This is a genomic window from Corynebacterium sp. HMSC034H07, assembly GCF_001815175.1.
GTDB classification, from domain to species: domain Bacteria; phylum Actinomycetota; class Actinomycetes; order Mycobacteriales; family Mycobacteriaceae; genus Corynebacterium; species Corynebacterium hiratae.
Genome location: NZ_KV819501.1, coordinates 13267 through 34374 on the forward strand (window position 1 = coordinate 13267; position 21108 = coordinate 34374).

The following is a 21108-nucleotide window of genomic DNA, read 5'->3' on the forward strand; positions in this document are numbered from 1 at the left end:
AAATGCTGGACGCTTAGGAAGCCTTAGTTCTCGGCCTTCTCAAACTGGATGACCTGGCCCTGGCTACCCAGTGCGTAGTTGTTTCCCTCTAGGGGGAAGACAACGGGCTTGGCCGAGAGGATAGCCTTGAGCGCATCGGCGTCGGCCATGGCATCCGGGGAGCATGCGCGCAACGTAGAGTTCAGGTTCTCCACCACAATGGCATCGGTCTGATCCAGCTTGTAGCTAGCGCCACCGGAGTTGCAGCCATCGTTGTAGGCGAGGGTTCCATCGGAATTGAAGGTCACGGAAATCTCTGGGTTCTTCTTTGCGGTGAAGGTACCGTTGAGAACCTTCTGGGCCTCATCGGCCGGCAGCTTGTCTTGCAGACCGTCGACGTCCTCGTACTTCTCAATCAGCCCGGAGCCTTCCGGTGCTTCAGAGTCCTCCGGGGTGCCCGGACCGCCAAAGAGGCGGGAGCTCAGCTCCTGGATCTGGCTGGACTGCGGGGAGTCGACGGAGGACAGCTCTTGCGCACCGGCAGTACCGGCGCCCAGGACGCCGCCTGCGAGGGCGACGAACGCAGTTGCTGTGGTTACTTTCTTCAGTGTGCGTGAAATCATGGCCCCGAAGCTATCGGCCGCGGCCTCCAACATCAACCCATTTCATGCGTTTCCGATGATATTTTGAGGCAACTCTACAACTCCCCCATCCCCTTACAGGCCGCAGACTAAAACACAGAAAGTGGCCAACCTCCTGCTGGGGGTTGACCACTGATAAGGAAAGGTCACTTACTTCTCTTCAGGGGTATCGACCTTGACGAACTGAATTGCCTGCCCATCTTTGACCAGTGCGATGGTGGTGTCATCGATGGAATAGACCTGTGGCTTCTTCGGAACGATGACGTTGAAATCGTGAACATCGACCATCACGTCCGGCTCGCAAGCCTTCATAGTGGTTATGACGTCTTTGATCTCTAGGGCGCCGGTGTCCTCCGCGATAGAGTATGTACCGTTACCGAGGTTACAACCATCAGAAACTCCTACGGTTCCATCCGGTTGGAAGGAAAGCCCGATCTTATCGTTCTTCTTCGCAACGAAGCTGCCGTTGAGAACCTCCTTGGCTTGTTCTGCCGACAGTGGCTCCGTGAGGCCCTCCACGTCCTCTACCTTTTCAATCAGGCCAGAACCTTCCGGCGCTTCTGGGTTTTCGGGGTTTTCCGGAGCAGGCTTCGAGCTACCAAACAGTGTGGAGCTCAGCTGTGCCAGCTCACCGGAGCTGGAGCCGAAGGAGATTCCAGAAGAAGGCTCTGCCGCGGAGGCAACCCCGGTTCCGAGTGCCGTGCCAGCGAATGCGGCGAAGGTTGTGGCGATGGTTACTTTCTTGAATCTGAGTGACAACATGACCCTGAAGCTATGCGGGATAGTTTCAGATAGCAATGTTTTTCATGCACTTCCCATGAGATTGACACGTTCTCCCAATGTTGCCTGAGGCCAGTTTTCCCCGCTTGCCGCAGCCATGCCGGCAGCAGAAAAGGCATGGTTGAACCACTAAAACCAGATTAAGAGGTGCGCTTGACATATCCCATCCGCGGGCGGAAGCCCTGCGGGTGCTTCATCTGCGCCACGGCATCCCCGATGATCATGCGGTGGCGGGCGCTGACAGACGTCGGCATCTGCGCCACCGAAAACCACTGCGCGGCTAGGTTCTCTCCGTCGGAGATAACCGGCTCCGCATCGTCCGGCACGGAGACCCGGATGGAGGTATCCATGTAGAGACACTTATCCCCATTGGGGCAGACTACTGGGCCCACCTGGCCCACGCCGAGAAGTGCTTCGATGCGGCCATCGAGGCCCACTTCCTCCTTGACCTCGCGCAGCGCGGTCGTCGTAATCTCCTCACCCGGCTCACAGATACCGGAGACGGGAGCCCACGTGCCATTATCGGCACGCTGGGCAAGCAGCACCGAGGGCAACTCCCAGATAGCGGAACCCGTGGGCACGGCCCGCACGATAACCGCGGTCACGCTGGGTAAAAAGAGCTGGTCGTGACCAATTTTCTCACGCAGGGACACAATAAAATCAGGAGTGGGCATGGGCACCATCTTAGCGCCTTAGACCTGCGCCAGAATCTCCGGCAGAAGTTCCTCGATCTTGGAGGCAGGTGTAAACGACATCTGTGCTTCCGAACCATCCGCGCACCCCTCACTGCTGGCCGCCGCATCAGTGGTGCCCGAGAGGACCCCTACGATCACGTCCTCATAAGGGCTGCCCGGCGCGCCATACACTGGGGCTCCTGAATCGCCGTGCGTGGAGCACACCTGGGCGCGCGCCGCGACGGTCTCCACCGTGCGGTCATCAAACTGGAGTTTGCCCTGCCCCTCACGGTGCGTCAGCGGGCCGCAGGTCTCACCGGTGATGCGGCCCAGCTTGCAGACGCTGTCAGGCAACATGTGTTCATCCGCCGCGACGACGGTAGTGGGCATGTCCCGCGGGACATAAAACTCAGCCTCCCTGGTGATTTCCACCAAAGCGAAATCCAGCTGGTGCGTTTCCGGCGCGCTGAGATCGGAGTAGATAATGGTGCCGACGGGCTCTGCCGGGTAGACAAATTCACCGTCGGCAGCGCCTGCCCACACGGTATCCCCCGGCTCACCGCAATGGGAAGCGGTGACGGCGATGGTGCGGGCGTCGTCAAGTACGAAGCTCCACGCCACCGTGCACAGGTTGAAGTCAAAGGCTTCGCCGGGCACGGGCTGGGTGGTCGAAGTATCCAACGCCGCGCCCGGTGGCACCGGGGAGGCATCCGGCGAATGCACCTGCGGCTCAGCTGGCGCCACGGTGGAGTAGACAGCTGAGCTGGAGGCTGCCTTCTGTACGGGTCCGGCGCCCATCGGCACGGTGCACCCGGCCAGTGCCAACCCCACTGTGCTCAGTATCCCAAGGAGGCGCCGGCTAGTCTTCCTTCGCGGATGCAGCCTCACCCGAGTCCGCCTTATTCTCCTTATTTTCCTTCTCCATCTCAGCGACCTGCTTCATGTCGCGGATGAACTTCTCCGGATCAAACTCGGTGAAGTACTCCGGGCCCGAGAATTGTTCCTGTCCCATTGTCTTAAACCTCCGTGTTGCTGATGTACTGCGTGATGTAGTCCTTCACCGCCGCTGCATCATTGGGCAGATCCGTCACATGGCGCTCGGCGTCCAAGATGCCGGCGAAACGCTCCGGCACCTCCGGCTCGCTGCCGATGGCCTCTTTGATGGTCTCCGCAAACTTCACCGGCAGGGCGGTCTCTAGGCAGATGATGGGGGTGTCGACCCCATATTCTTCCTGTACCGCGCGGGCGACCTTGATGCCGTCCGCGGTGTGCGGATCCACCAGCACGTCGTAGCGTTCGTGGACATCCTTAATGGTGGCGAGGCGATCCGCGTGGGTGGAGGAACCGGACAGGAAACCGTACTCGGCGTGGGCGGCGTCAAGTGCCTGCTTATCGACGTTAAAGCCGCCTTCCTTCACCTTCGTCCCGAACAGCTCCTTGATCTGTGCGGCATCGCGGCCCAGCAGATCGAAGGCGAAGCGCTCGAAGTTGGAGGCGCGGGAAATATCCATCGACGGCGAGGAGGTCTTGTGGGTTTGCTCCGAGGAGCGCGGGCGGTAGTTGCCGGTGCGGAAGAACTCATCGAGCACGTCGTTTTCATTGGTTGCCACAATGAGGCGGTCGATGGGCAGCCCCATCTGGCGAGCGATGTGGCCGGCGCAGATATCGCCGAAGTTGCCGGTCGGCACGCTGAAGGAGACCTTTTCGGTGTTTTCCGTAGTGACCTTGAGGTAGCAGTTGATGTAGTACACCACCTGCGCCATGAGGCGGGCCCAGTTAATGGAGTTCACCGCACCGATGCGGTTCTCGGCCTTAAAGTTGGCGTCGGCCGATACCGCCTTAACCACGTCCTGGCAATCATCAAACACGCCATCGAGGGCGATATTGCAGATATTCGGGTCATCCAGGCCGAACATCTGGGCCTGCTGGAATGGCGTCATGCGCCCAGCCGGGGTCAGCATGAAGACGCGGATGCCCTTGCGCCCGCGCATGGCGTACTCCGCCGAGGAACCGGTGTCACCCGAGGTAGCACCCAGAATGTTGAGGGTTTCGCCGCGGCGGGCCAGCTCGTATTCGAAGAGTTCGCCCAACATCTGCATGGCCATGTCCTTGAAGGCGGCCGTTGGCCCCTCAGAGAGGTGGCCAATGTAGAGGCCCTCCCCCAGTTCGCTGACGGGGACGATCTCCTCGTGGTCAAACTTGGGGTAGGTGTAGGCGCGCTGGGCAATTCCTTCGAGGTCTTCTGCGGGAATATCATCCACAAAAAGCTTGAGCACTTCCGCGGCCAAGGCCGCGTAGCCACCCTCCGCCAGCGTCTGGCGCCAGTTAGTCAGGGTGGCGTCATCGATGCGGGGGTAAGTTTCCGGCAGGTAGAGGCCTCCATCAGGGGCCAGACCTCCGAGGAGGATATCCGTAAAGGAGGCGGGCTGGCGGTCGGTATCGCGGGTCGAAATGTACTTCACCCCCTGCATCTTAGTTGGTGACGCGTAAAGTATCAGCCATGTCGGTTCCTCATCCTCGCAATGTAATTACCACTAAGGCTCTCTCCGTGTGGGTAGCTGCGGTGTTGGTCTACATCGTGGCAATTACCGGCCGCACATCTTTTGGCGTCGCGGGGCTTGAGGCCATTGATCGCTTCGAGGTCGATGCCTCGCGCATTGCTGTTTTCACCTCTGTACAACTGGGCATTTATTCACTGGCGCAGATCCCGACGGGCATGCTCATCGATAAGTTCGGCCCACGGCGCTTGCTCGTCATTGGCTCCATCATTATGGGTCTCGGCCAGGTGCTTCTCGGTTTCACGAGTAATTATTGGGTAGCCATCGCCGCCCGCCTGCTCATCGGCGCGGGTGATGCCACCGCCTTCCTGTCGGTGATGCGCATCCTGCCTTACTGGTTCCCACTGCACCGCACCCCCATGTTCACGCAGGTCACCTCCTCCCTGGGACAGCTGGGTCAGTTTATCTCTGCCCTACCTTTTGCCATGCTCCTGGGCTGGGGCGGATGGACCTTGGCCTTCGTTACCTTGGGCGCGGTGGGCATTCTCATCGCTGTCGCCGCCGCGGTGGCAGTTGCTGATTCCCCGGAAACGCTCGGAATCGTAAAGAAGCCGAAGGAAAAACCGAACGCGCAGCCAGAGAGCATGGGCGCGCTGCTCTCCCAGGTTTTCCGTTCACCCGTAGCCTGGCAGGCATTCTTCATTCACTGGATCGGACTTGCCGCCACCAACGTGTTTGTCATGCTGTGGGGCATGCCCATGATGACGGCGGGCATGGGATTTTCCAAGACCAGCGCCGGTTGGGCCCTGACGTGGTTTACCGTGTGCATGATTCTGGTGGGCCCTGTACACGGCAGGCTATCTTCTAGGACGCGAGGTTTCCGCCCCTGGCTCGCCTTGGGGTTTGTGGCTATCCACTGCGCGGTATGGGTCCTGTTTTTCCTCTTCGGCGGCAGCTACCTCTCACTGATCATCCTCATCAGCGTGGTCTCCTTGTGCACACCGGTGGCAAATTATGGATTCGACATTGTCCGCGAAAACCTCGACCGTAAGGTGGTCGCCACAGCAACGGGCCTGGGAAACATGGGCGGCTTCCTGGCCACAGTCATCGGCGCCCAGCTGGTCGGCGTAGTACTAGACCACTTGGGCAATGGGCCGGATTATCCGTTCTCTGATTTCCAGCTTGCCGCTTGGGCAGTCTTCGGCGTTTGGTGCATCGGCATAGCAGGTGTCCTCATCACACACGTCCTGCGCAGCCGAGGCGAGGAGGACGGCCCGCACGCCAAAATCATCCAGGTGAGTTAGTACAAGGCTGGGCTACTGGAGGGACAGGGCGCTCAACGAAGCCTCAAGGGGCACCCCGTTGGCCACTTCGAAGACGCCCAGCCCGCCGCCGATGGGAACGAGGATGGCGATGCTCACTCCCACTGCGGTCCTGAGAAGCTCGCGCAGTTTTCGTCGTTTCTCCACTTCAACGCACCAACCTTTATCGTTTCGTTATCTGTGCGTGTGAGCTTAAGAGCCATGGCTGCAAGGCAAATCCTCGTTGACTGCGCATCTCCTGCCAGTCCCTGTGACTTCAGTGCCAGCGTTGCCAGCGGGGCCTATTCAGCCGGGGTCGACTCCACGAAGATCGGCCCCTCCACCGGGGCGACGATGCCAGCGTCGAAGGCAGAGAGCGCCCCCTTGGCCTCTTCCTTCGTGATGGCGCCCGCCTCAACGGCCTTGTCCAGATCGGCTTCGAGGACCTGGCGGGACCTGTACCTATCCGATGCCACTGAAAGCAGGCCACGCGGGACCGATTCCGACGGGATCCCCAGCGCCTCCGCCAGGGCCACGATGCGGTCATTTTCGGTGGGGTCGAGGTGGGCATTCACCGACTGATCCTGCGGCACGCCACCATTGACGACCTGCTCCACCGTCAGTGCTCCCTCCGGTACGTGATTCCTCTCCGTGACCCACCAGCCTGCGCCGACGACGGTGATGACGGCCGCCACCACGAGGACCCATACGGCGATGATCTGCTTGGACTTCACGGGCATAATTCTAGGCTTCCCTATAGCTCATCGGATTAATCCACGCTCGGCCCAAACGTCCCAAAGGAAGTCCCGTGCGGAGGGTGCGGTGGATCAAGGCGCTCAGAGAGGGCATCGATGATGGAACGGATGGTGGACTCCGCTGCGGAGCGGTCAAGGTTGGTGCGACGTGGCGTATCAGGTTTCGAAACGTCGGGGCGGACGCGAGGCTTGGCGACGTCCACGTGCATCACCGTCCCCTCCACGCTCAGCGCGGCTGCGGGATCACACCCAGCAGCGCGGGCCGCGGCAAGGAAGGCTTCGAGGTCCGCGAGGGTGGCATCGTTCAGGTCGAGGGATAGGTTGAGGCTCATAGTGTGCTCCTTAGAAGGCAGGGAAAGTAACTGCTGCCCAGGCTATCGGCTTAGCACCGGTATGAACAGGGCACGGCACCAAGATCAGGGATAGATCCGGGTAGGCTCAGGGTCCGGCTAAGGGGGTAGGACAGCAGCTCTTAGTCGTGCTCGAAGGATTCCGCCTCCCCCCAGAACACCTCGTCGACCACCTTGCGGGCGTGGCGGGTGATCTTGAGGTAATGGTCGAGAAAATCCTGGTTATGTTCGGGATCCCACCCTGCAGCGCCAGCCACCTGCGCCAGCTGCGGCCCCGGTGCCGGCAGCTGGTCCACGCGCTTGCCGCGAACCAACACCAAGGCGTTCCGGGCATCGGTGGCCAAGAGCCAGGCCTCCCGCAGCTCCTGTACCTGGTGCACGGGTATGACTTCATTGTCTTCGAGGGCATCGAGGACGCGCAGCGTCGACGGCTCATGCAGCGCCGGTACCTCGTGGGCATGCATCATTTGGAGCAGTTGGACGGTCCATTCGATATCCGTCAACCCACCGCGCCCCAGCTTGGTATGGGTATTGCGGTCCGCGCCGCGCGGTAGGCGCTCATTGTCAACGCGCGCCTTCATGCGACGAATGTCACGAATGGTCTTCTCGCTCACGCCCTTCGGCGGGTAACGGAAAGCATCCACCATGGTGAGGAAACGCTGGCCAACGTCCTCATCACCCGCCACAAAGGCAGCGCGGAGTAGTGCTTGCATCTCCCACGGCTCGCCCCACTGCGAGTAGTAGCGCTCATAGGACTCAATGGAGCGCGCGACCGCTCCCGAGCGCCCCTCTGGCCGCAAACCTAGGTCAACGTCCAAGGGCGGATCTCCGGACGGTTTTGCCAGGCGGCGGCGCAGCTTCTCAATGATGCCGATGGCCCAGGGCAGCGCCTCCTCTTCGGGGTTGCCTGCAACTGGCTCCGCTACCACGATGACATCGGCATCCGAACCGAAACCCAGCTCCATGCCACCGAGCCGCCCCATGCCGATCACGGCGATGCGAGCCGGTGGTTCGTCATTGTCGTTCTCCAGCCGCCACGCCCTGACCTCGGCGCGGAGCGCTGCCTCCAACACCGCATTCCAGATGGTGGACAACTCGTAACAGACTTGCTGAACCGGCAGGAATCCCAGAAGATCCGCTGCGGCAATTCGTGCCAACTCCGCGCGGCGAAGAGACCGCGCGACCGAGACGGCCTTGTCCGGATCCGCATGACGCTTGGTGGAATTGACCAAAGCAGAGGACACTTGCTCGGGTTTGGTTTCCAGAAGCTTGGGCCCCGCCGCGCCGTCGGAGAGCTGCTTGACGACGTCTGGCGCCCGAATGATGAGCTCCGACGTAAACGGCGAGGTGCCCAGGATTTTCATGAGGCGCTGGCCGACGACGCCTTCGTCGCGAAGCATGCGCAGGAACCAGGTACGGTCGTAGGCTGCTTCCGAAAGCTTGCGGTAGTTCAACAAGCCCATGTCTGGATCCGCGGTGTTCGAGAGCCACTCCATCAACGTGGGCAGCAAAATGGCCTGGATGCGAGCCTTGCGCGACTGGCCCGCGGCCAAAGAAGTCAGATGCTCGAAGGCTCTGTCCGGATGGCGATAGCCCAGCGCTGCCAGCTGCAGTAGGGCTGCCTCGCGCGACAGCTTGAGCTCGTCCGCCGACATCGATGCCACGGAATTGAGCAGCGGGCGATAGAACAAGCGCGAGTGGAGCTCAGAGATAAGCAGGCGAATCTTCCGGAGATGGATGTTCATCCGATCCGCCGCCGACTGGTGGCCCTGCGGGTGGAAACCCGAGTTGATGGCCAGCCACTCGAGCGCCGTGTTGTCATCCTTCGCCGGCAACGTATGTGTTCGGCGGAAACGCTCCAATTGGAGGCGGTGCTCCAGAAGACGAAGAAACTCGTAGGCCTCAATGAGCTGGGTGCCATCCTCGCGCCCTACGTACCCGGCGCGCACGAGTGCGGCGAGCGCATCGACCGTCGCGAGCGTGCGCAACGATTCATCCGAGCGACCGTGCACCAACTGGAGCAATTGGACTGCGAACTCTACATCGCGCAGACCGCCCTCCCCCAGTTTGAGCTCGCGAAGGCGCATCTCTTCCGGGACGTTCTCGAGCACGCGGCGGCGCATAGCCTGTACGTCTTCAACAAAGGACTCCCGTTGCGAGGCAGTCCACACCATGGGCCCGATCTGGCTCACATAATCCTTGCCTAGGGGTAGGTAGCCGGTCTGCGGTCGCGCCTTCAGTTGTGCCTGAAACTCCCAGGTCTCCGCCCACCGCTTGTAGTAGGCCACGTGCGAATCCAGAGTTCGGACGAGAGCGCCGGATTTTCCTTCCGGACGCAGGTTGGCGTCGACCTCGAAGAAGCAGGCCGAGCCGATTCGATTGAACTCCGATGCTAGGCGCGTAACCTTCGGCGTCGCCTCCGAGCCCACGAAGATAACGTCCACATCGGAGATATAGTTCAACTCCCCCGCGCCACACTTGCCCATCGCAATAACCGCCAGCTGTGCATCGAGGGGCTCGTCGCCATAGACCACACGGACCGCACCCGCGAGTGCGGCCGTCAAGGCGGCATCTGCGAGAGCCGTCGTCAGCCTGGTGACCTCTCGGAAACCTACTCGCGGCTGTGGGCGCGACTGGCCCTTGCGGGAGTGGAAGGTACCGGCGAGGTCATGGGCCGCGATGCGCATCATCAGCGTCCGGTATGCCACCTTGAGAGATGCTTTGTGGTCACCAGGGGATGCGCGGTAGGTGCCGGGCGATGTCAGCTCGGGGTTCGCCGTGTCTGGGCGGTCTGGTTGCTCTGCGTACGTCGCCGGTTCCGCCCCCACCTCGTCCAATAGTGTGTTCAGCATTTCCGTTGGGGTAGGCAACGGGCGTTGCAGTTCTTGCCAGGTCTCCGGGTGGGCGGCGAGGTGATCACCGAACGCCGAGGAGCCGCCCAAAAGGGCAAGCAGCCGAACTCGAAGGGTTTCGTCTTCACGCATCGCCGGCCCAATCTCGGGCGCTCCCTCGAAGATCCTCATCAACGTGTTGAGGGCCATGTCGGGATCACCGGTTCCGGCCAGTGTCCACAGCAGCTCCAGGGATTCTGGATTATCCCACTCGAGACGGGAAAGATCCTCCGCAGCAGTTGGCCGGGTAAGGCCGAGAGTCGCCGGGGACGGTACTGACACAGGACGCATGCTTCTCCTAGAAGTTCAGGTTGTTGCGCAATTCGAATGCGGTGATCTGTTGCTGATACTCATGCCACTCGTCCCACTTCGCGCGCAGGAAGTATTCAAAGACGTGCTCGCCGAGGACCTCTGCCATGAATTCGGAGCGTTCAAACTCTCGGAGTGCTTGGTCCAAGCTGCTGGGCAGGTCCTTGTACCCCATCGCACGGCGCTCACGGCGGGTCAACTGATGGACATTGTCCTCGGCCGGATCACCGAGCTCATACCCTTCCCTGATACCGCGCAATCCGGCGGCCAGGAGAACCGCATATCCCAGGTAGGGGTTCATCGCTGAGTCTAGAGAGCGGATCTCCACCCGTCGCGACATTTCCTTGGACAGGCGGTAGGTCGGTACTCGGACGAGGGCCGAGCGGTTGGACACACCCCAGGTCACCGACCCCGGGGCTTCGCTGCCAAACATCAGGCGCTTGTAAGAGTTGGTCCACTGGTTGGTGATCGCCGTCATTTCCACTGCATGCTCAAGAATGCCGGCGATGAACTGCCGTCCCGTACTGGAGAGGGAAATCTCATCGTCGGGGTCGTGGAAGGCGTTGGAATCGCCTTCAAACAGGCTGAGGTGGGTGTGCATTCCCGATCCCGAGCGGTCTTCGAAAGGCTTGGGCATGAATGTGGCATGCACGCCCTGCTGGGAAGCCACCTCCTTGATGAGGTAGCGGAACGTCATGATGTGGTCTGCCATGGACAGCACATCAGCATGACGCAAGTCGATCTCCTGCTGCCCGGGTGAGGTTTCATGGTGGCTGAATTCCGTAGCGATGCCCATGGATTCCAGTGCATACATCGACCGGCGGCGAAAACTCGGGGCGTTATCGTGGGTGGCTTGGTCGAAGTAACCGCCGTTGTCGGTGGCAATGAGGTTGTTGATATCACGCGCATCCTCAAGGAGATAAAACTCGATCTCCGGTGAGGCCTTACACGTGAACCCTTCATTGGCCGCCTCTGTGACCTGCCGGCGCAGGATGTGGCGTGGATCCACCAGGGAAGGGTGCCCATCGGGCTGGGTAATGTCGCAGAACATGCGCGCTGACAACAGCTCTGGCTCTTCCTTATCGAAGGGCATGATCTGGAACGTTGAGGGATCCGGCATGGCGATAGTATCGGCCTCTGAGATACGGGAGAATCCCTCCACCGAGGAGCCATCGAAGCCAACACCTTCCTCGAAGGCAGATTCCAATTCGGAGGGGCTCATCACCACAGATTTCAACGCCCCCAGGATGTCAGTGAACCAAAGGCGAATGAAGCGGATATCGCGTTCTTCAACTGTACGAAGGACGAATTCGTGTTGGCTGTTCATGCTTTAAACCCTACCGCCGCGCGCTGAAGCCGCGGCTGGGCGTTTGCTCTTTTGCCCCCGCAGCGTCATCTATCACCCCAGTTGGCAAGAGTATCTCGGGGGCAAATTTTTTCGACCTTCCGAGCCCTTGTCGCTGCCACATGCTTGAATGGCTCCATATCCAAACTGATGTACGAACAAAGATAGGAATGTGATTTCCATGAGTACCAACCACGCAACACTGAGCGAGCAAGGACTCAACCTCATTATCCAGGCGGCCCAGAGAGGATGGTCTCCTAAGGATCTTCTTCACGTCGTGGGCGACTTTTGCCACCCGCTCATTTATCGTGCCGCCGGTCAGGTACCCGCGCAGATTAGTTCCACTGCGTTGCGCAAGGAGTGGTTGAGCTTGACTCCGCCTGCTTCGATGACCATGTCCACCGATGAACTGACACGGCTCATCGAAGCAACCATGTTGCTTCCGATACTTCGTGACGTTGACGTGCTCGTGCCTGAGAGAAATAGCTCCCAGTCAGCGCATGGCAGCAAGGAGGATAAAATCCGCACCAAAATCTCCCACCTTCTGCGGAAGGCCGAATCCACTCCCTACGAGGAGGAAGCCAATGCGCTCATTGCCAAGGCACAAAGCCTGCAGCAACGACATCGGCTCGATGGCACGCTCGATGCTTCGCCCAGTTCCGTGGTTTCCACGCGCCTTCACATCAGCGCCCCCTACATCAACCACAAGACCACTCTCCTCAGCGTCATCGCGGATCGAAATGGATGCACTGTACTGAAGCTTCACCCCAAAGGGATCATCACAGTCTTCGGCGCTAGAGAGGACGTCCACCATGTCACCGACCTCTTCGCTTCGCTTCTTCGGCAGTGTGAGTGGCACCTGCACCACGGAGAACACGCGAAAAGCGCACGCCAACTCGGCAATGTTGCAGCTTTCCGCCGAAGCTTCATTTTGTCCTATGCCACCCGAATCGGTCAGCTCTTAGATAAGGCAAACACCACGCTGGGGCCACAAAGTACAGACGCGACAGCTTCCACAACACGCAATCCGGGGGTTGGGCATGATGCAGTAGTCCTTGCCCAACAATCTTTATCAGCGGTGGAAGATCGCCGACGAAGCGCGGAAGCGGTAGTAGATCAGCTCTTTCCCAACGCCCGCACCATATCTTTAGCTATGGGGAGCCGAGCAGGCGTGTCCGCCGGGGCATCCGCTGCGGAAAGGTCTCATTTAAGTGGTGATTCCTCAGGGCTGGCAGGACGTGCCCAACTCACTCGTTAGGGCGAGCTCAAAGGCTGGCACAAGTGCTCTAATGACTAGGTAAACTAGTTGGAAGTGTAGAGGTTTTGTGCCTCCTCTTTAAATTTTCGCTCCCCGACGAAGGTGTGTACATGTCTCCGAAGACGTTCCTTGAAATCGAAGCCAAGTTCGCCGTGGATGAAGCCACGCCGGCGCCCGATCTCACCAACCTCGACGAGGTTGCCCGAGTAGCAGAAACCCGCCACCAATCATTGTCGGCGATCTATTACGACACGGAGGACCTTCGCCTTACTCACGCCAAGATCACGCTGCGCCGTCGCACCGGCGGCAACGATGACGGTTGGCACATCAAGATCCCCGGTGCCGAGGGCCGCACCGAAATTCGCGCCGAACTCGGCGAACCAATTGATGGCAAGTACGAGGTTCCAGCCGAGCTTCTCCACCAGGTTCGCTCAGTGATCCGCAATCATCCGCTGGAGCCCATTGCGCAGGTCGACAACAACCGCACCGAATTGCTCCTTGTCAACGCCGATGACCAGCCGGTCGCTGAGTTCTGTGATGACCATGTCACTGCCTTCTCCTTCCTTCCGGGTGGCTCCCAGAGCTCGTGGCGTGAGTGGGAAGTCGAGCTCGCTGGGGAGCTCCCCGGCACCAAGGAAGGCGGCGCTCTACTGCGGCACGCCACTTCCCTACTGATTAGCTCTGGGGCTCGGATTTCTTCCTCGCCGTCCAAGTTGAAGTCGGCATTGGGTGAATCCGTCAATAATGTCGAGCTTCCCCCGTCGCTTGCCACGTCCAACGTGGAACCGGGCTCACCCGCGGCAGCGGTTGTTGACGCATTGAAAGCCAACCGGGACAAGCTCGTCGAATATGATCCACGGGTTCGCCGCGATGAGTGGGATTCGGTTCACCAAATGCGCGTTGCTACCCGTGAACTGCGCAGCCACCTGCAGACCTTCCACGGCATTGTGGTGGGCCCCGAAATCGAGCGCATTGAGTCAGACCTGAAGGAACTTGCGGCCATGTTGGGCGTCGCCCGTGACGCCGAGGTCGTGGAGGAACGTTGGCAGAACCTCCTCGCGTCCGAGGATTCCGACGTCCTCGATGAAGCCACCCGCGAACACATTGCTCACGACATGGGCCGCGCCTACCGCCGCGCGCATCGCCGAGTCATCGCCGCGCTCGATTCCGATCAATACTTGGCTCTGCTCGATGCATTGGATGCCTTCCTCTCCGACCCGCCGGTTGCCGGTGAAGACACGCCCGCTGACGCCGACAGCACCTCTGCCAGCGGCGAGGCGGAAGACTCTGCGGTCGACGATTCGGCGTCTGCTGCCCCCACTGAAGAAAAAGAGGAAGAACAAGAGTCAGCAAAGGTCTACGAGCCGAAGCACGCCAAGCCAGATGAGGACGAAGAGCCCCACGATCTTGATACGGTGATGGCCCTGCACCTCAAGCAGGCTTATGACAAGCTGGTCAAGCGCCACAAGAAGGCAGTCTCCAACTGGGATAATACCGAGCTGACGCTACATGAACGTGAAGAGTACTTCCACGATATGCGCAAGGCAGCAAAGAAACTGCGCTATGCGGCGGAGGCAGCTGGTTCCGCAACCTCGTTGAAGACGAAGAGCCTCTACAAGGCCTGCAAGCAGATGCAGTCAGGCTTGGGAGACTTCCAGGATTCGGTGACCTCTCGCGACAAGCTGCTCGAACTGGCAGAGACCGCACGACGCCGAGGCGAGGACACCTTTGGCTATGGTCTGCTCTACCAGCGTGAGCGCGCCATCGGTTTGGAAGCGCTCAACGCCTACTCGGAGAGCTTCAAGGCCATCAAGTCTGCGTTCAAGCCGCTGCGCAAGAAGCTGCGCTAATTCCTCCCCGCTGGGCGCGCTGCAACGCCCGGCAGGTGGAACAAACATTTCAACGGCCCACTCCGTCGCGTTTCTCGCGAGGGGGTGGGCCGTTGGCTTTGAGTTACCGCCGCTCAATGGGGCGTCCTGCAGGAGTCCTGCAGGACTTTAGTAATCGTCCTCAGCGGCGTCCTCGGCATCAGCCGCAGCAGTGCGGGCTTGCGCGATTTCGATGGCGCGCTCGGCTTCCTCGCGGGAATCATAGGGGCCCATGCGGTTCTCCCAACCAGACACCTTGCCCTGGGTCACCTCACCGGTGGACGGGTCGTAGAACCACTTGTTATCAGCCTCGGCCATTGTTTTCTCCATTCTTTTAGGCGCTCGATCAGTGCACCCCACACTACAGACCGTCCATGGACTACGCCCGTTAGAATAGATAGGTCACCTACCTCCTGCCCCGTTTACGGGCAGGATCTCGCCACCAGCAAAGGAGAACCTTCCCGATGCCCCTGTGGACTGCCCCTTCGACCCCGGCCGTCGACCGCGTTCGCGCCGCGCACAGCGACAACATCGGCGCCGAGCCGGCGCATGTCGCCAGTGCCCCAGCCACCTGGGCACTCATCGGCGAGCACATCGACCACTACGGCGGCATCACAATCATGGGCCTGGCTGATCTCCGCGCAGCGGTAGCTGTAAGCCCTCGCAGCGATGGCATCGTCAACGTTCGGCTCGAGCACACCAACGGCGAGACCCTTGAGGACCAGATTTCGCTGGAGAAAGTCTCCTCCCTCGCCGCGGAACAGCAGCCCGGCGTCGATTCCGAAGGCCAGCCCATCGAGCCCCCAGCGCCCGAGGGCGCCATCGCAGCGCGCCTCGGCGGCATCATCTACACCATGATCAACCGCCAGCTCCTCACCCGCGAGACCGCCGGCGCCGACATCACAGTGGTCAACGATATCCCAGATTCGGCTGGGCTCGGAGCCGCCGCAGCCATTGATATCGCGACCGCTTTGGCCTTGCTCGGCGGCGCGGACGATCTGCACGACGCTCCTCTTCGCGCCCGGATCGCAGAGGTATGCTCCCAAGCCGTCGGCACCTTCGCCCGCTTCCCTGCGCTGCGCGCCCGCCACTCCGCCGCACTGCGTGGCGCGGGTGACTCCATTACCATCATCGACTACGCCGACGGTTCCGTCACCCAGGCACCGCACGTGGTCAACAAGGACATTGCTGCTTTTGCCCTCGCCGTCCCCGGTGACTTCGATTCCGCTGAGGCTGTTGCCGAGATCCGCGCCCGCGAGCGTTTCATTGACGCCGCCTGCCGCGCCTTCGGCACTGCATCGCTGCGCCTCCTGCCGGATGCGCCCCAGCGTGTCCTCGAGTGGCTCGCCGCCGTCCACAAGGTGCACGGCCCCGAAAACCAGCCCACCATCGACCAAGCCACAGCATGGCTCACTTTCTACTCGGAAGAAACCGAGCGAGCCGAGAGAATTGCCCGCGCCTTGCGCTCACGCCGCGGCACCGAGCTCTTCCCGCTGCTGACCCAATCGCAGTCGGCCTTGGCCACGGTCTATGGCTTCAACTCTGCGGAAAAACTCGCACAACTGGCCACCGCTCGTGGCGCCGTCGCCGCGCGCTCCGCCCACGCCGGGACTTCAACAGCGGTTATTGCTTGTGTCCCAAGTACCAAGGCCCCGAATTTCGCGGCCGACCTCGCCGAGGACGGCCTGCTTGTCGTCCCCCTATCGGCCGGCGCTCCCGCCATCACCGAGGATTAATCCGCCGGCCACGCAAAGAGCACGTCGCGCTCCGCAACATCGGCCTTAACCAGCGAGACGGTAGTCTCGCTGCCGGTGGGCGGTTGCCCCACGGCCACTCCAATCACCGGCGGATCCAGCACGACGAGACGCGCTTTCTCGCGCTTTTCTCCGCCGTCGACAACCACGGCTTCAAAGTTGGTGCCGACCCACGGCGCCAAGACCGTAGCCTCTGTCAGGTTGAGACACGCCTTATCCACTTGGGAGGCCAGCTGCGAGGTCGAGCGCATCGTGGAAATGACATCCCCGGCGCGCTCGCGTACCCACTCCGGCACCTCATAGCCACCGCTCAGCGCCAAGCACACCTCCGTGGCAAATCGGTCGATGAGGCGGCGCAGCGGGGCAGTCACGTGCGCATAGTATCCGCCGATTCCCGCATGCACGTCCGCCTCACCGTCCTCCAGCCACACGTAGTCCGCCCCGCGCAAAAGGCGCTGGGCCTCGCGCATCACCGCCATGCCACGCGGTGAATCCGCGTCCACGGAATGGAGGAATTCCGAAATGCTGCTCTCCCCCAACTCAAAGCCCAGAGCCTCAGCCTCGGTGCGAAACGTTGCCTCAGCTTCCGGCGTGGCCGCGGACAGCGTGCGCAGGAACCCCACTCCGTGTTCTTCCATCAATCGGCCCGCGCACATTCCGGTAAGCAACGAGATTTCGGAGTTATAGTCCATCACCTCATAGCGCGGCTCCATCACCAGCTCGTAGTGCCCCTTCTCCGCATCATTCGTCTCGGATACGCGCTGCGAGGGAAGGCGCAGGTTGATCGCCTCGCGGCGCAGCGAGGAAGCCTGGCGCAGCTTGCCCACCTCCGGCAGCAGGGCGATAGAAGAATGCAAAGTGCCATTCTCCAGGTCCGCATGGGCCTGGTCGTAGTCCAGCCGGGCGCGGCTGCGCACGAGTGCGCGCTCCACCGAGAAGTCCTCCACCTCACCCGCGGTGTCGAGGTCGAAGGTCCAGAGGACGGCGGGGCGGTCGACGTCGGCAAGCAGCGAGGCCCTATCCTCTGAGAGCTCCGCCGGGTGTAACCGCGCCGGCTCATCGGGCAGGTAGATGGTCTGGCCGCGCGTCAGGGATTCGGTCTCCAGCTCGGAGCCCGGTTCGATGAAAGCGCCAACATCGGCAATGGCGTACAGCACGCGGTAGCCGCCATCGCGGGCTTCGATGAAGACGGCCTGGTCCAAGTCCATGGAGCCGGCCGGATCAATAGTCACCAGCGGGATGTCGCGGGCATCGCGGCGCTGCTCGGCGTAACGATCCTGCGCGGACGCGGCCTGCGCGGTGACTTCTCCTGGGAAGTCGGTGGGAACGGAGAATTCCTCGGCGATGGGGCGAAAGTCCAGGGGCGCGGCATACAGCTTCATGCCGTCCCATTGTTCCAAAAAATAAAGATATGGGCGCGAATGAGCCAACCTATAAGCCGGATTCTGTGCCGCGCACCAAGGCGCGGTGGTAAACATCCATCCAGGCCAACCGTTGCCAGTTGGCTCAAGCAGCTACCTTCAGGCTTCGACGAGCAGCCTACTAACGCCTGATCGGGCCCGCTTTGCAGCGGGCCGTGATGCCTTGCTCCCAGTGGGGTTTACCCAGCCACCGCCATCGCTGACGGTGCTGGTGCGCTCTTACCGCACCCTTTCACCCTTACCGCTTGCCTATCGCCACACCGAAGCGAAGCGAAAGGCGCGGCGGTCTACTTTCTGTTGCACTTTCCCGCGGGTCACCCCGGGTTGCTGTTAGCAACCACCGTGCTCTGTGGAGTCCGGACTTTCCTCGGCCCGCGCCTAGCCCCAGAAAGGGGCCGGTTCGACGGAACGCGTTTACCCGGTCGGCTCATTCGCGCCTGTTAGTTTATCGCAGCGCGCCCAGATGCCCCACATCGTTAAATCGATGCAGGGTGCTACCGCCATCGAAGAACTCAACTTCGCTCAGCGAAGCCAGCTCCAGGAACAGGTGGTTGGGGGTCTGCGGTCCAGAGTCGAGCGCTTGGCGCACGAAGGACTTGATGGGGTTGACGTGGGAGACTACGAGCACGGTTTGCCCCGCATAGCGCTGCTGCAGCTGGCGGCGCGCGGCGCTGACGCGGCGGTGCACCGCGCGCAGGGACTCCCCGCCCGGGCAGGCCACGGACGTATCCTTCAGCCAGCGCGCGTGGAGCTCGGGGTCGGCGGCGTCGGCCTCGGCAAAGGTCTTGCCTTCCCAGCGCCCGAAGTCCACTTCGATGAGGGCCTCGACGGTCTCCACCCGCAGGTCCCGGCCCTCCACCACGGCCGCGGCCGTTTGCTGGCAGCGGCGCAGTGGCGAGCACACCACGGCATCGATGTGGGTATCCATCAGCGCTTGCGCGGCGGCGAGCGCTTGCTTCTTGCCTAGCTCGGTGAGCTCGGGGTTCGCCCGCCCGGAGTACTGCTTGGCTGCGGACATCGCTGTCTGACCGTGGCGCAGCAGGATGAAGCGGGTGGCCGGGCCACACTCAGGGCGCCAGTCGGCCGCGGTCGATGACGCCGCGCTTGGCGACGCCTCCCCCGCCTCCCCGCCGGGTTCTACACCGCCCGCCGCATCGACAGCAGCGTCGGCTTCAGCGGCGTCGCCGGCACCCATATCGAGGATGCCCACGGGCTCGCCCTTCGCGGCGGCATCCATGGCCACGTTGGAGAGCTCATCGGCCACCGAGTTCTTGGCGCGCGGGACCCACTCGAGGCTGAAGCGCGGAATCTGGTTGAGAAGGCGGCGCGCCTCGATGGCGAGCTTCTGCATGTCCGGGTGCTTGATCTTCCAGCGCCCGTTCATCTGCTCCACCACGAGCTTGGAGTCCATATAGAACTCCACCTCGTCCGCGCCCAGCTCCACCGCGGCCTCGAGGCCGCGCAGCAGGCCGTGGTATTCGGCCACGTTATTAGTGGACTTCTGCCCCACGACGTAGGCGATTTCCCTGAGCAGCTGCGAGCGGTCCTCGTTGTAGACTGCCGTGCCCGAACCGGCTATCCCGGGGTTGCCGCGGGAGCCGCCGTCAGCGAAGATGACTAGCTTCATGAGGCCGGGCGTACCAGGTAGGAGCCGCAGTCGCTGCACTGCGAGACCTCGTCGGCCGCCGCGTTGCGCACCGCGTTCTGCTCGGCCGGCGGCAGCACGATGAAGCAGCCGCCGCAACCGCGCCCGGTGAAGGCCGCCGCACCCACACCGTTTTCTTCGCGCACGGTCTCGTACTCCGCCACGATGTCCGCGGGCAGCTGCTCGCGCAGCTCGCCGATGCGAACCTGCGGATCCGGTCGGTTCGCCGCGGCCTCCTGGGCGGCTTCGGCCGCGCGCTTGAGCACTTCGAGCTTGCGCTCGGAATCGGAGACCTTCGCGCCGTGGACATCCAGGTTGGCGCGCAGTGCGTGAATTTCGTTGTGGGCTTCCTGCAGCTCGCTCATGAGATCCGCGATGCGGGACTTAGCCGCATAGAGATCGTGCTCCAGATCCTTGCGAGTCTCCGGGTCGGTCGCGGCACCGAGCTGGGCCTTATCGTCGCGCTCGCGCTGGCGCAGCTTGCGCTCGTCGGCCTGGATGCGCAGGATCTCCATCTCCATATCGTCGACGGCGAGCTGGGCGGAGCCGGAGGCGTCGAGAAGCCGGGCGTGTGCGGCCTGTGCCTTCTCGTATTCCTCTTGCTCCGGGATGGTGGGGGTTCCACCGTGCGCCTGGGAGCGCTCGAGGGTCGCCAGCTCCAGCAAGATGCTCTGCAGATCCTGTGACAGTTTCATTTAGTTCTCCTTATGCGCAGAAATCGTCCATGGGTCGGTGCGGACATCGATGATCTCGGTGTTCACGCGCAATGCGTTCTCCACAATATCGCGCGCCTGGGTGGTCCAGGGAAACTCGCTGGCCCAGTGAGCGGTATCGACCACGGCTGGACCTTCAGGATGGGCCAGATGCGCAGCGCGCAGATGTTCATCTACCGGGTGGTGGCGCAGATCGGAGGTGACGTAGACGTCCACGCCGAGCGCTGCTGCCTGGTCCAGGAAGGAGTCACCCGAGCCACTGGAGACGGCCACGCGCTTCACCACGCGCTCCGGATCACCGGCCGCACGCACTCCCCACTCGGTTTCTGGGAGGGCATCGGCCACGCGCTGGGTGAATTCGCGCAGCGTCATTGGTTGCTCAAGCTCACCCACGCGCCCCAGGCCCAGCGCCTCGTCGAGGTTCTCATAGGGCTCGACAGGGACGATGGGGCGGCCGGGCGTGATGCCGACGAGTTCGGCCAGCTTGTCGTTGACACCCGGGCGCGCTTTATCCGCGTTGGTGTGCGCGGCCAGGAGGGCCACACCGTTGCGGATAAGAGTGTGAATGACCTTGCCCTTCGGGGTATCCGCCGCCACCGAGGTCACCCCGCGAAGCAGCAGCGGGTGATGCACCACAAGCATCTGCGCGCCGAGCTCCACGGCCTTGTCTGCCACCTCCTGGGTGCAGTCCAGAGCGAAGGCCACGGTGCGCACCTCGTCCGCGGGGTCACCGCACACCAGGCCGACTGCATCCCACGACTCAGCGAGCTGCGGCGGGTAGGCCTCGTGGATAACGCGGCGGATCTCGCCAACGGTCGTGTGTTCTGCCATCTCGTTTGCTCCTTATACGGCTTCAGGTTTCACGTCAGTCGCGTCGCTGCTATATCCTAGCTTTCGTTCGTCAGCGCACCCCTCTAGCTTAAGGA

At 61.8% G+C, this 21108-nt stretch carries 20 protein-coding genes and 1 other RNA gene; 4 read left to right on the top strand and 17 right to left on the bottom strand.

Going from position 1 to position 21108, the window contains the following annotated elements; all coding sequences use genetic code 11:
* Window positions 1-23 precede the first annotated feature (23 nt).
* From HMPREF3009_RS02710 to thrC, 6 genes are all read right to left on the bottom strand, one after another.
* Window positions 24-602: an META domain-containing protein gene (locus HMPREF3009_RS02710; RefSeq protein WP_230308874.1), complete on the bottom strand. Its 579-nt coding sequence runs from the start codon at window positions 600-602 to the stop codon at window positions 24-26.
* 168 nt (window positions 603-770) lie between these two features.
* Window positions 771-1382: an META domain-containing protein gene (locus tag HMPREF3009_RS02715; protein ID WP_049154543.1), complete on the bottom strand. Its 612-nt coding sequence runs from the start codon at window positions 1380-1382 to the stop codon at window positions 771-773.
* Between the two features lie 158 nt (window positions 1383-1540).
* Window positions 1541-2074 (bottom strand): NUDIX hydrolase, encoded by a 534-nt coding sequence (locus HMPREF3009_RS02720; protein ID WP_070679918.1) that lies wholly within the window; start codon window positions 2072-2074, stop codon window positions 1541-1543.
* Between the two features lie 18 nt (window positions 2075-2092).
* On the bottom strand, window positions 2093-2905 hold the full coding sequence (locus HMPREF3009_RS02725; RefSeq protein WP_232760891.1) for a trypsin-like serine protease: 813 nt from the start codon (window positions 2903-2905) through the stop codon (window positions 2093-2095).
* Window positions 2906-2933: 28 nt separating this feature from the next.
* Window positions 2934-3086, bottom strand: coding sequence for a hypothetical protein (locus HMPREF3009_RS13515; protein ID WP_168163144.1), 153 nt, complete (start codon window positions 3084-3086; stop codon window positions 2934-2936).
* Between the two features lie 4 nt (window positions 3087-3090).
* The gene (gene thrC / locus HMPREF3009_RS02730; RefSeq protein ID WP_070679876.1) at window positions 3091-4536 is read right to left on the bottom strand and encodes a threonine synthase; all 1446 of its coding nucleotides are present in this window, start codon (window positions 4534-4536) and stop codon (window positions 3091-3093) included.
* 38 nt (window positions 4537-4574) lie between these two features.
* Between thrC and HMPREF3009_RS02735 the strand changes: the two genes are divergently transcribed.
* Complete coding sequence (locus HMPREF3009_RS02735; protein WP_070679879.1) at window positions 4575-5876, top strand: MFS transporter; 1302 nt, start codon at window positions 4575-4577, stop codon at window positions 5874-5876.
* 12 nt (window positions 5877-5888) lie between these two features.
* Here HMPREF3009_RS02735 and HMPREF3009_RS13520 read toward each other — a convergent pair whose 3' ends face one another.
* The 5 genes from HMPREF3009_RS13520 to HMPREF3009_RS02755 form a co-directional block, all read right to left on the bottom strand.
* On the bottom strand, window positions 5889-6041 hold the full coding sequence (locus tag HMPREF3009_RS13520) for a hypothetical protein (protein WP_158395987.1): 153 nt from the start codon (window positions 6039-6041) through the stop codon (window positions 5889-5891).
* A gap of 134 nt (window positions 6042-6175) precedes the next feature.
* Window positions 6176-6613, bottom strand: coding sequence for a hypothetical protein (locus tag HMPREF3009_RS02740; protein WP_070517377.1), 438 nt, complete (start codon window positions 6611-6613; stop codon window positions 6176-6178).
* Window positions 6614-6642: 29 nt separating this feature from the next.
* A complete protein-coding gene (locus HMPREF3009_RS02745; RefSeq protein ID WP_049154535.1) occupies window positions 6643-6960 on the bottom strand; it encodes a hypothetical protein in 318 nt (105 codons plus the stop codon).
* A gap of 140 nt (window positions 6961-7100) precedes the next feature.
* The gene (locus HMPREF3009_RS02750; RefSeq protein ID WP_070679882.1) at window positions 7101-10160 is read right to left on the bottom strand and encodes a bifunctional [glutamine synthetase] adenylyltransferase/[glutamine synthetase]-adenylyl-L-tyrosine phosphorylase; all 3060 of its coding nucleotides are present in this window, start codon (window positions 10158-10160) and stop codon (window positions 7101-7103) included.
* A gap of 7 nt (window positions 10161-10167) precedes the next feature.
* Window positions 10168-11505, bottom strand: coding sequence for a glutamine synthetase family protein (locus HMPREF3009_RS02755; RefSeq protein WP_046647739.1), 1338 nt, complete (start codon window positions 11503-11505; stop codon window positions 10168-10170).
* A gap of 199 nt (window positions 11506-11704) precedes the next feature.
* Here HMPREF3009_RS02755 and HMPREF3009_RS12970 point away from each other — a divergent pair, with 199 nt between their 5' ends.
* Together HMPREF3009_RS12970 and HMPREF3009_RS02765 are read left to right on the top strand one after the other, a co-directional pair.
* Complete coding sequence (locus HMPREF3009_RS12970) at window positions 11705-12781, top strand: DUF2786 domain-containing protein (RefSeq protein ID WP_083312703.1); 1077 nt, start codon at window positions 11705-11707, stop codon at window positions 12779-12781.
* 110 nt (window positions 12782-12891) lie between these two features.
* Window positions 12892-14631, top strand: coding sequence for a CYTH and CHAD domain-containing protein (locus tag HMPREF3009_RS02765; RefSeq protein ID WP_070679885.1), 1740 nt, complete (start codon window positions 12892-12894; stop codon window positions 14629-14631).
* 147 nt (window positions 14632-14778) lie between these two features.
* Here HMPREF3009_RS02765 and HMPREF3009_RS02770 read toward each other — a convergent pair whose 3' ends face one another.
* Complete coding sequence (locus HMPREF3009_RS02770) at window positions 14779-14967, bottom strand: hypothetical protein (RefSeq protein ID WP_046647736.1); 189 nt, start codon at window positions 14965-14967, stop codon at window positions 14779-14781.
* A gap of 146 nt (window positions 14968-15113) precedes the next feature.
* Between HMPREF3009_RS02770 and HMPREF3009_RS02775 the strand changes: the two genes are divergently transcribed.
* Window positions 15114-16385, top strand: a complete 1272-nt coding sequence (locus HMPREF3009_RS02775; protein ID WP_070679888.1) for a galactokinase family protein — start codon at window positions 15114-15116, stop codon at window positions 16383-16385.
* On the opposite strand, the gene HMPREF3009_RS02780 is transcribed toward HMPREF3009_RS02775, so the two are convergent.
* From HMPREF3009_RS02780 to HMPREF3009_RS02800, 5 genes are all read right to left on the bottom strand, one after another.
* Window positions 16382-17785, bottom strand: a complete 1404-nt coding sequence (locus HMPREF3009_RS02780) for an RNB domain-containing ribonuclease (RefSeq protein ID WP_070679891.1) — start codon at window positions 17783-17785, stop codon at window positions 16382-16384. The two genes, HMPREF3009_RS02775 and HMPREF3009_RS02780, sit on opposite strands and share 4 nt — an antisense overlap.
* Window positions 17786-17821: 36 nt before the next feature.
* Window positions 17822-18254, bottom strand: an RNA gene (gene rnpB, locus HMPREF3009_RS02785) — RNase P RNA component class A.
* Window positions 18255-18269: 15 nt separating this feature from the next.
* Window positions 18270-19451 (bottom strand): bifunctional RNase H/acid phosphatase, encoded by a 1182-nt coding sequence (locus HMPREF3009_RS02790; protein ID WP_070679895.1) that lies wholly within the window; start codon window positions 19449-19451, stop codon window positions 18270-18272.
* Window positions 19448-20164: a zinc ribbon domain-containing protein gene (locus HMPREF3009_RS02795; RefSeq protein ID WP_070679898.1), complete on the bottom strand. Its 717-nt coding sequence runs from the start codon at window positions 20162-20164 to the stop codon at window positions 19448-19450. The genes HMPREF3009_RS02790 and HMPREF3009_RS02795 overlap by 4 nt, the downstream gene beginning before the upstream one ends.
* Window positions 20165-21013 (bottom strand): Nif3-like dinuclear metal center hexameric protein, encoded by an 849-nt coding sequence (locus HMPREF3009_RS02800; RefSeq protein ID WP_070510034.1) that lies wholly within the window; start codon window positions 21011-21013, stop codon window positions 20165-20167. It abuts the gene before it with no gap.
* Window positions 21014-21108: the final 95 nt, after the last annotated feature.

Excerpts from the sequence above, each read along its gene's own strand:
- HMPREF3009_RS02710 (WP_230308874.1), bottom strand. The coding sequence starts at position 602 with ATGATTTCACGCACACTGAAGAAAGTAACCACAGCAACTGCGTTCGTC.
- HMPREF3009_RS02715 (WP_049154543.1), bottom strand. The coding sequence starts at position 1,382 with ATGTTGTCACTCAGATTCAAGAAAGTAACCATCGCCACAACCTTCGCC.
- HMPREF3009_RS02720 (WP_070679918.1), bottom strand. The coding sequence starts at position 2,074 with ATGCCCACTCCTGATTTTATTGTGTCCCTGCGTGAGAAAATTGGTCAC.
- HMPREF3009_RS13515 (WP_168163144.1), bottom strand. The coding sequence starts at position 3,086 with ATGGGACAGGAACAATTCTCGGGCCCGGAGTACTTCACCGAGTTTGAT.
- HMPREF3009_RS02735 (WP_070679879.1), top strand. The coding sequence starts at position 4,575 with ATGTCGGTTCCTCATCCTCGCAATGTAATTACCACTAAGGCTCTCTCC.
- HMPREF3009_RS02740 (WP_070517377.1), bottom strand. The coding sequence starts at position 6,613 with ATGCCCGTGAAGTCCAAGCAGATCATCGCCGTATGGGTCCTCGTGGTG.
- HMPREF3009_RS02745 (WP_049154535.1), bottom strand. The coding sequence starts at position 6,960 with ATGAGCCTCAACCTATCCCTCGACCTGAACGATGCCACCCTCGCGGAC.
- HMPREF3009_RS02750 (WP_070679882.1), bottom strand. The coding sequence starts at position 10,160 with ATGCGTCCTGTGTCAGTACCGTCCCCGGCGACTCTCGGCCTTACCCGG.
- HMPREF3009_RS02755 (WP_046647739.1), bottom strand. The coding sequence starts at position 11,505 with ATGAACAGCCAACACGAATTCGTCCTTCGTACAGTTGAAGAACGCGAT.
- HMPREF3009_RS12970 (WP_083312703.1), top strand. The coding sequence starts at position 11,705 with ATGAGTACCAACCACGCAACACTGAGCGAGCAAGGACTCAACCTCATT.
- HMPREF3009_RS02765 (WP_070679885.1), top strand. The coding sequence starts at position 12,892 with ATGTCTCCGAAGACGTTCCTTGAAATCGAAGCCAAGTTCGCCGTGGAT.
- HMPREF3009_RS02770 (WP_046647736.1), bottom strand. The coding sequence starts at position 14,967 with ATGGCCGAGGCTGATAACAAGTGGTTCTACGACCCGTCCACCGGTGAG.
- HMPREF3009_RS02775 (WP_070679888.1), top strand. The coding sequence starts at position 15,114 with ATGCCCCTGTGGACTGCCCCTTCGACCCCGGCCGTCGACCGCGTTCGC.
- HMPREF3009_RS02780 (WP_070679891.1), bottom strand. The coding sequence starts at position 17,785 with ATGAAGCTGTATGCCGCGCCCCTGGACTTTCGCCCCATCGCCGAGGAA.
- HMPREF3009_RS02790 (WP_070679895.1), bottom strand. The coding sequence starts at position 19,451 with ATGAAGCTAGTCATCTTCGCTGACGGCGGCTCCCGCGGCAACCCCGGG.
- HMPREF3009_RS02795 (WP_070679898.1), bottom strand. The coding sequence starts at position 20,164 with ATGAAACTGTCACAGGATCTGCAGAGCATCTTGCTGGAGCTGGCGACC.
- HMPREF3009_RS02800 (WP_070510034.1), bottom strand. The coding sequence starts at position 21,013 with ATGGCAGAACACACGACCGTTGGCGAGATCCGCCGCGTTATCCACGAG.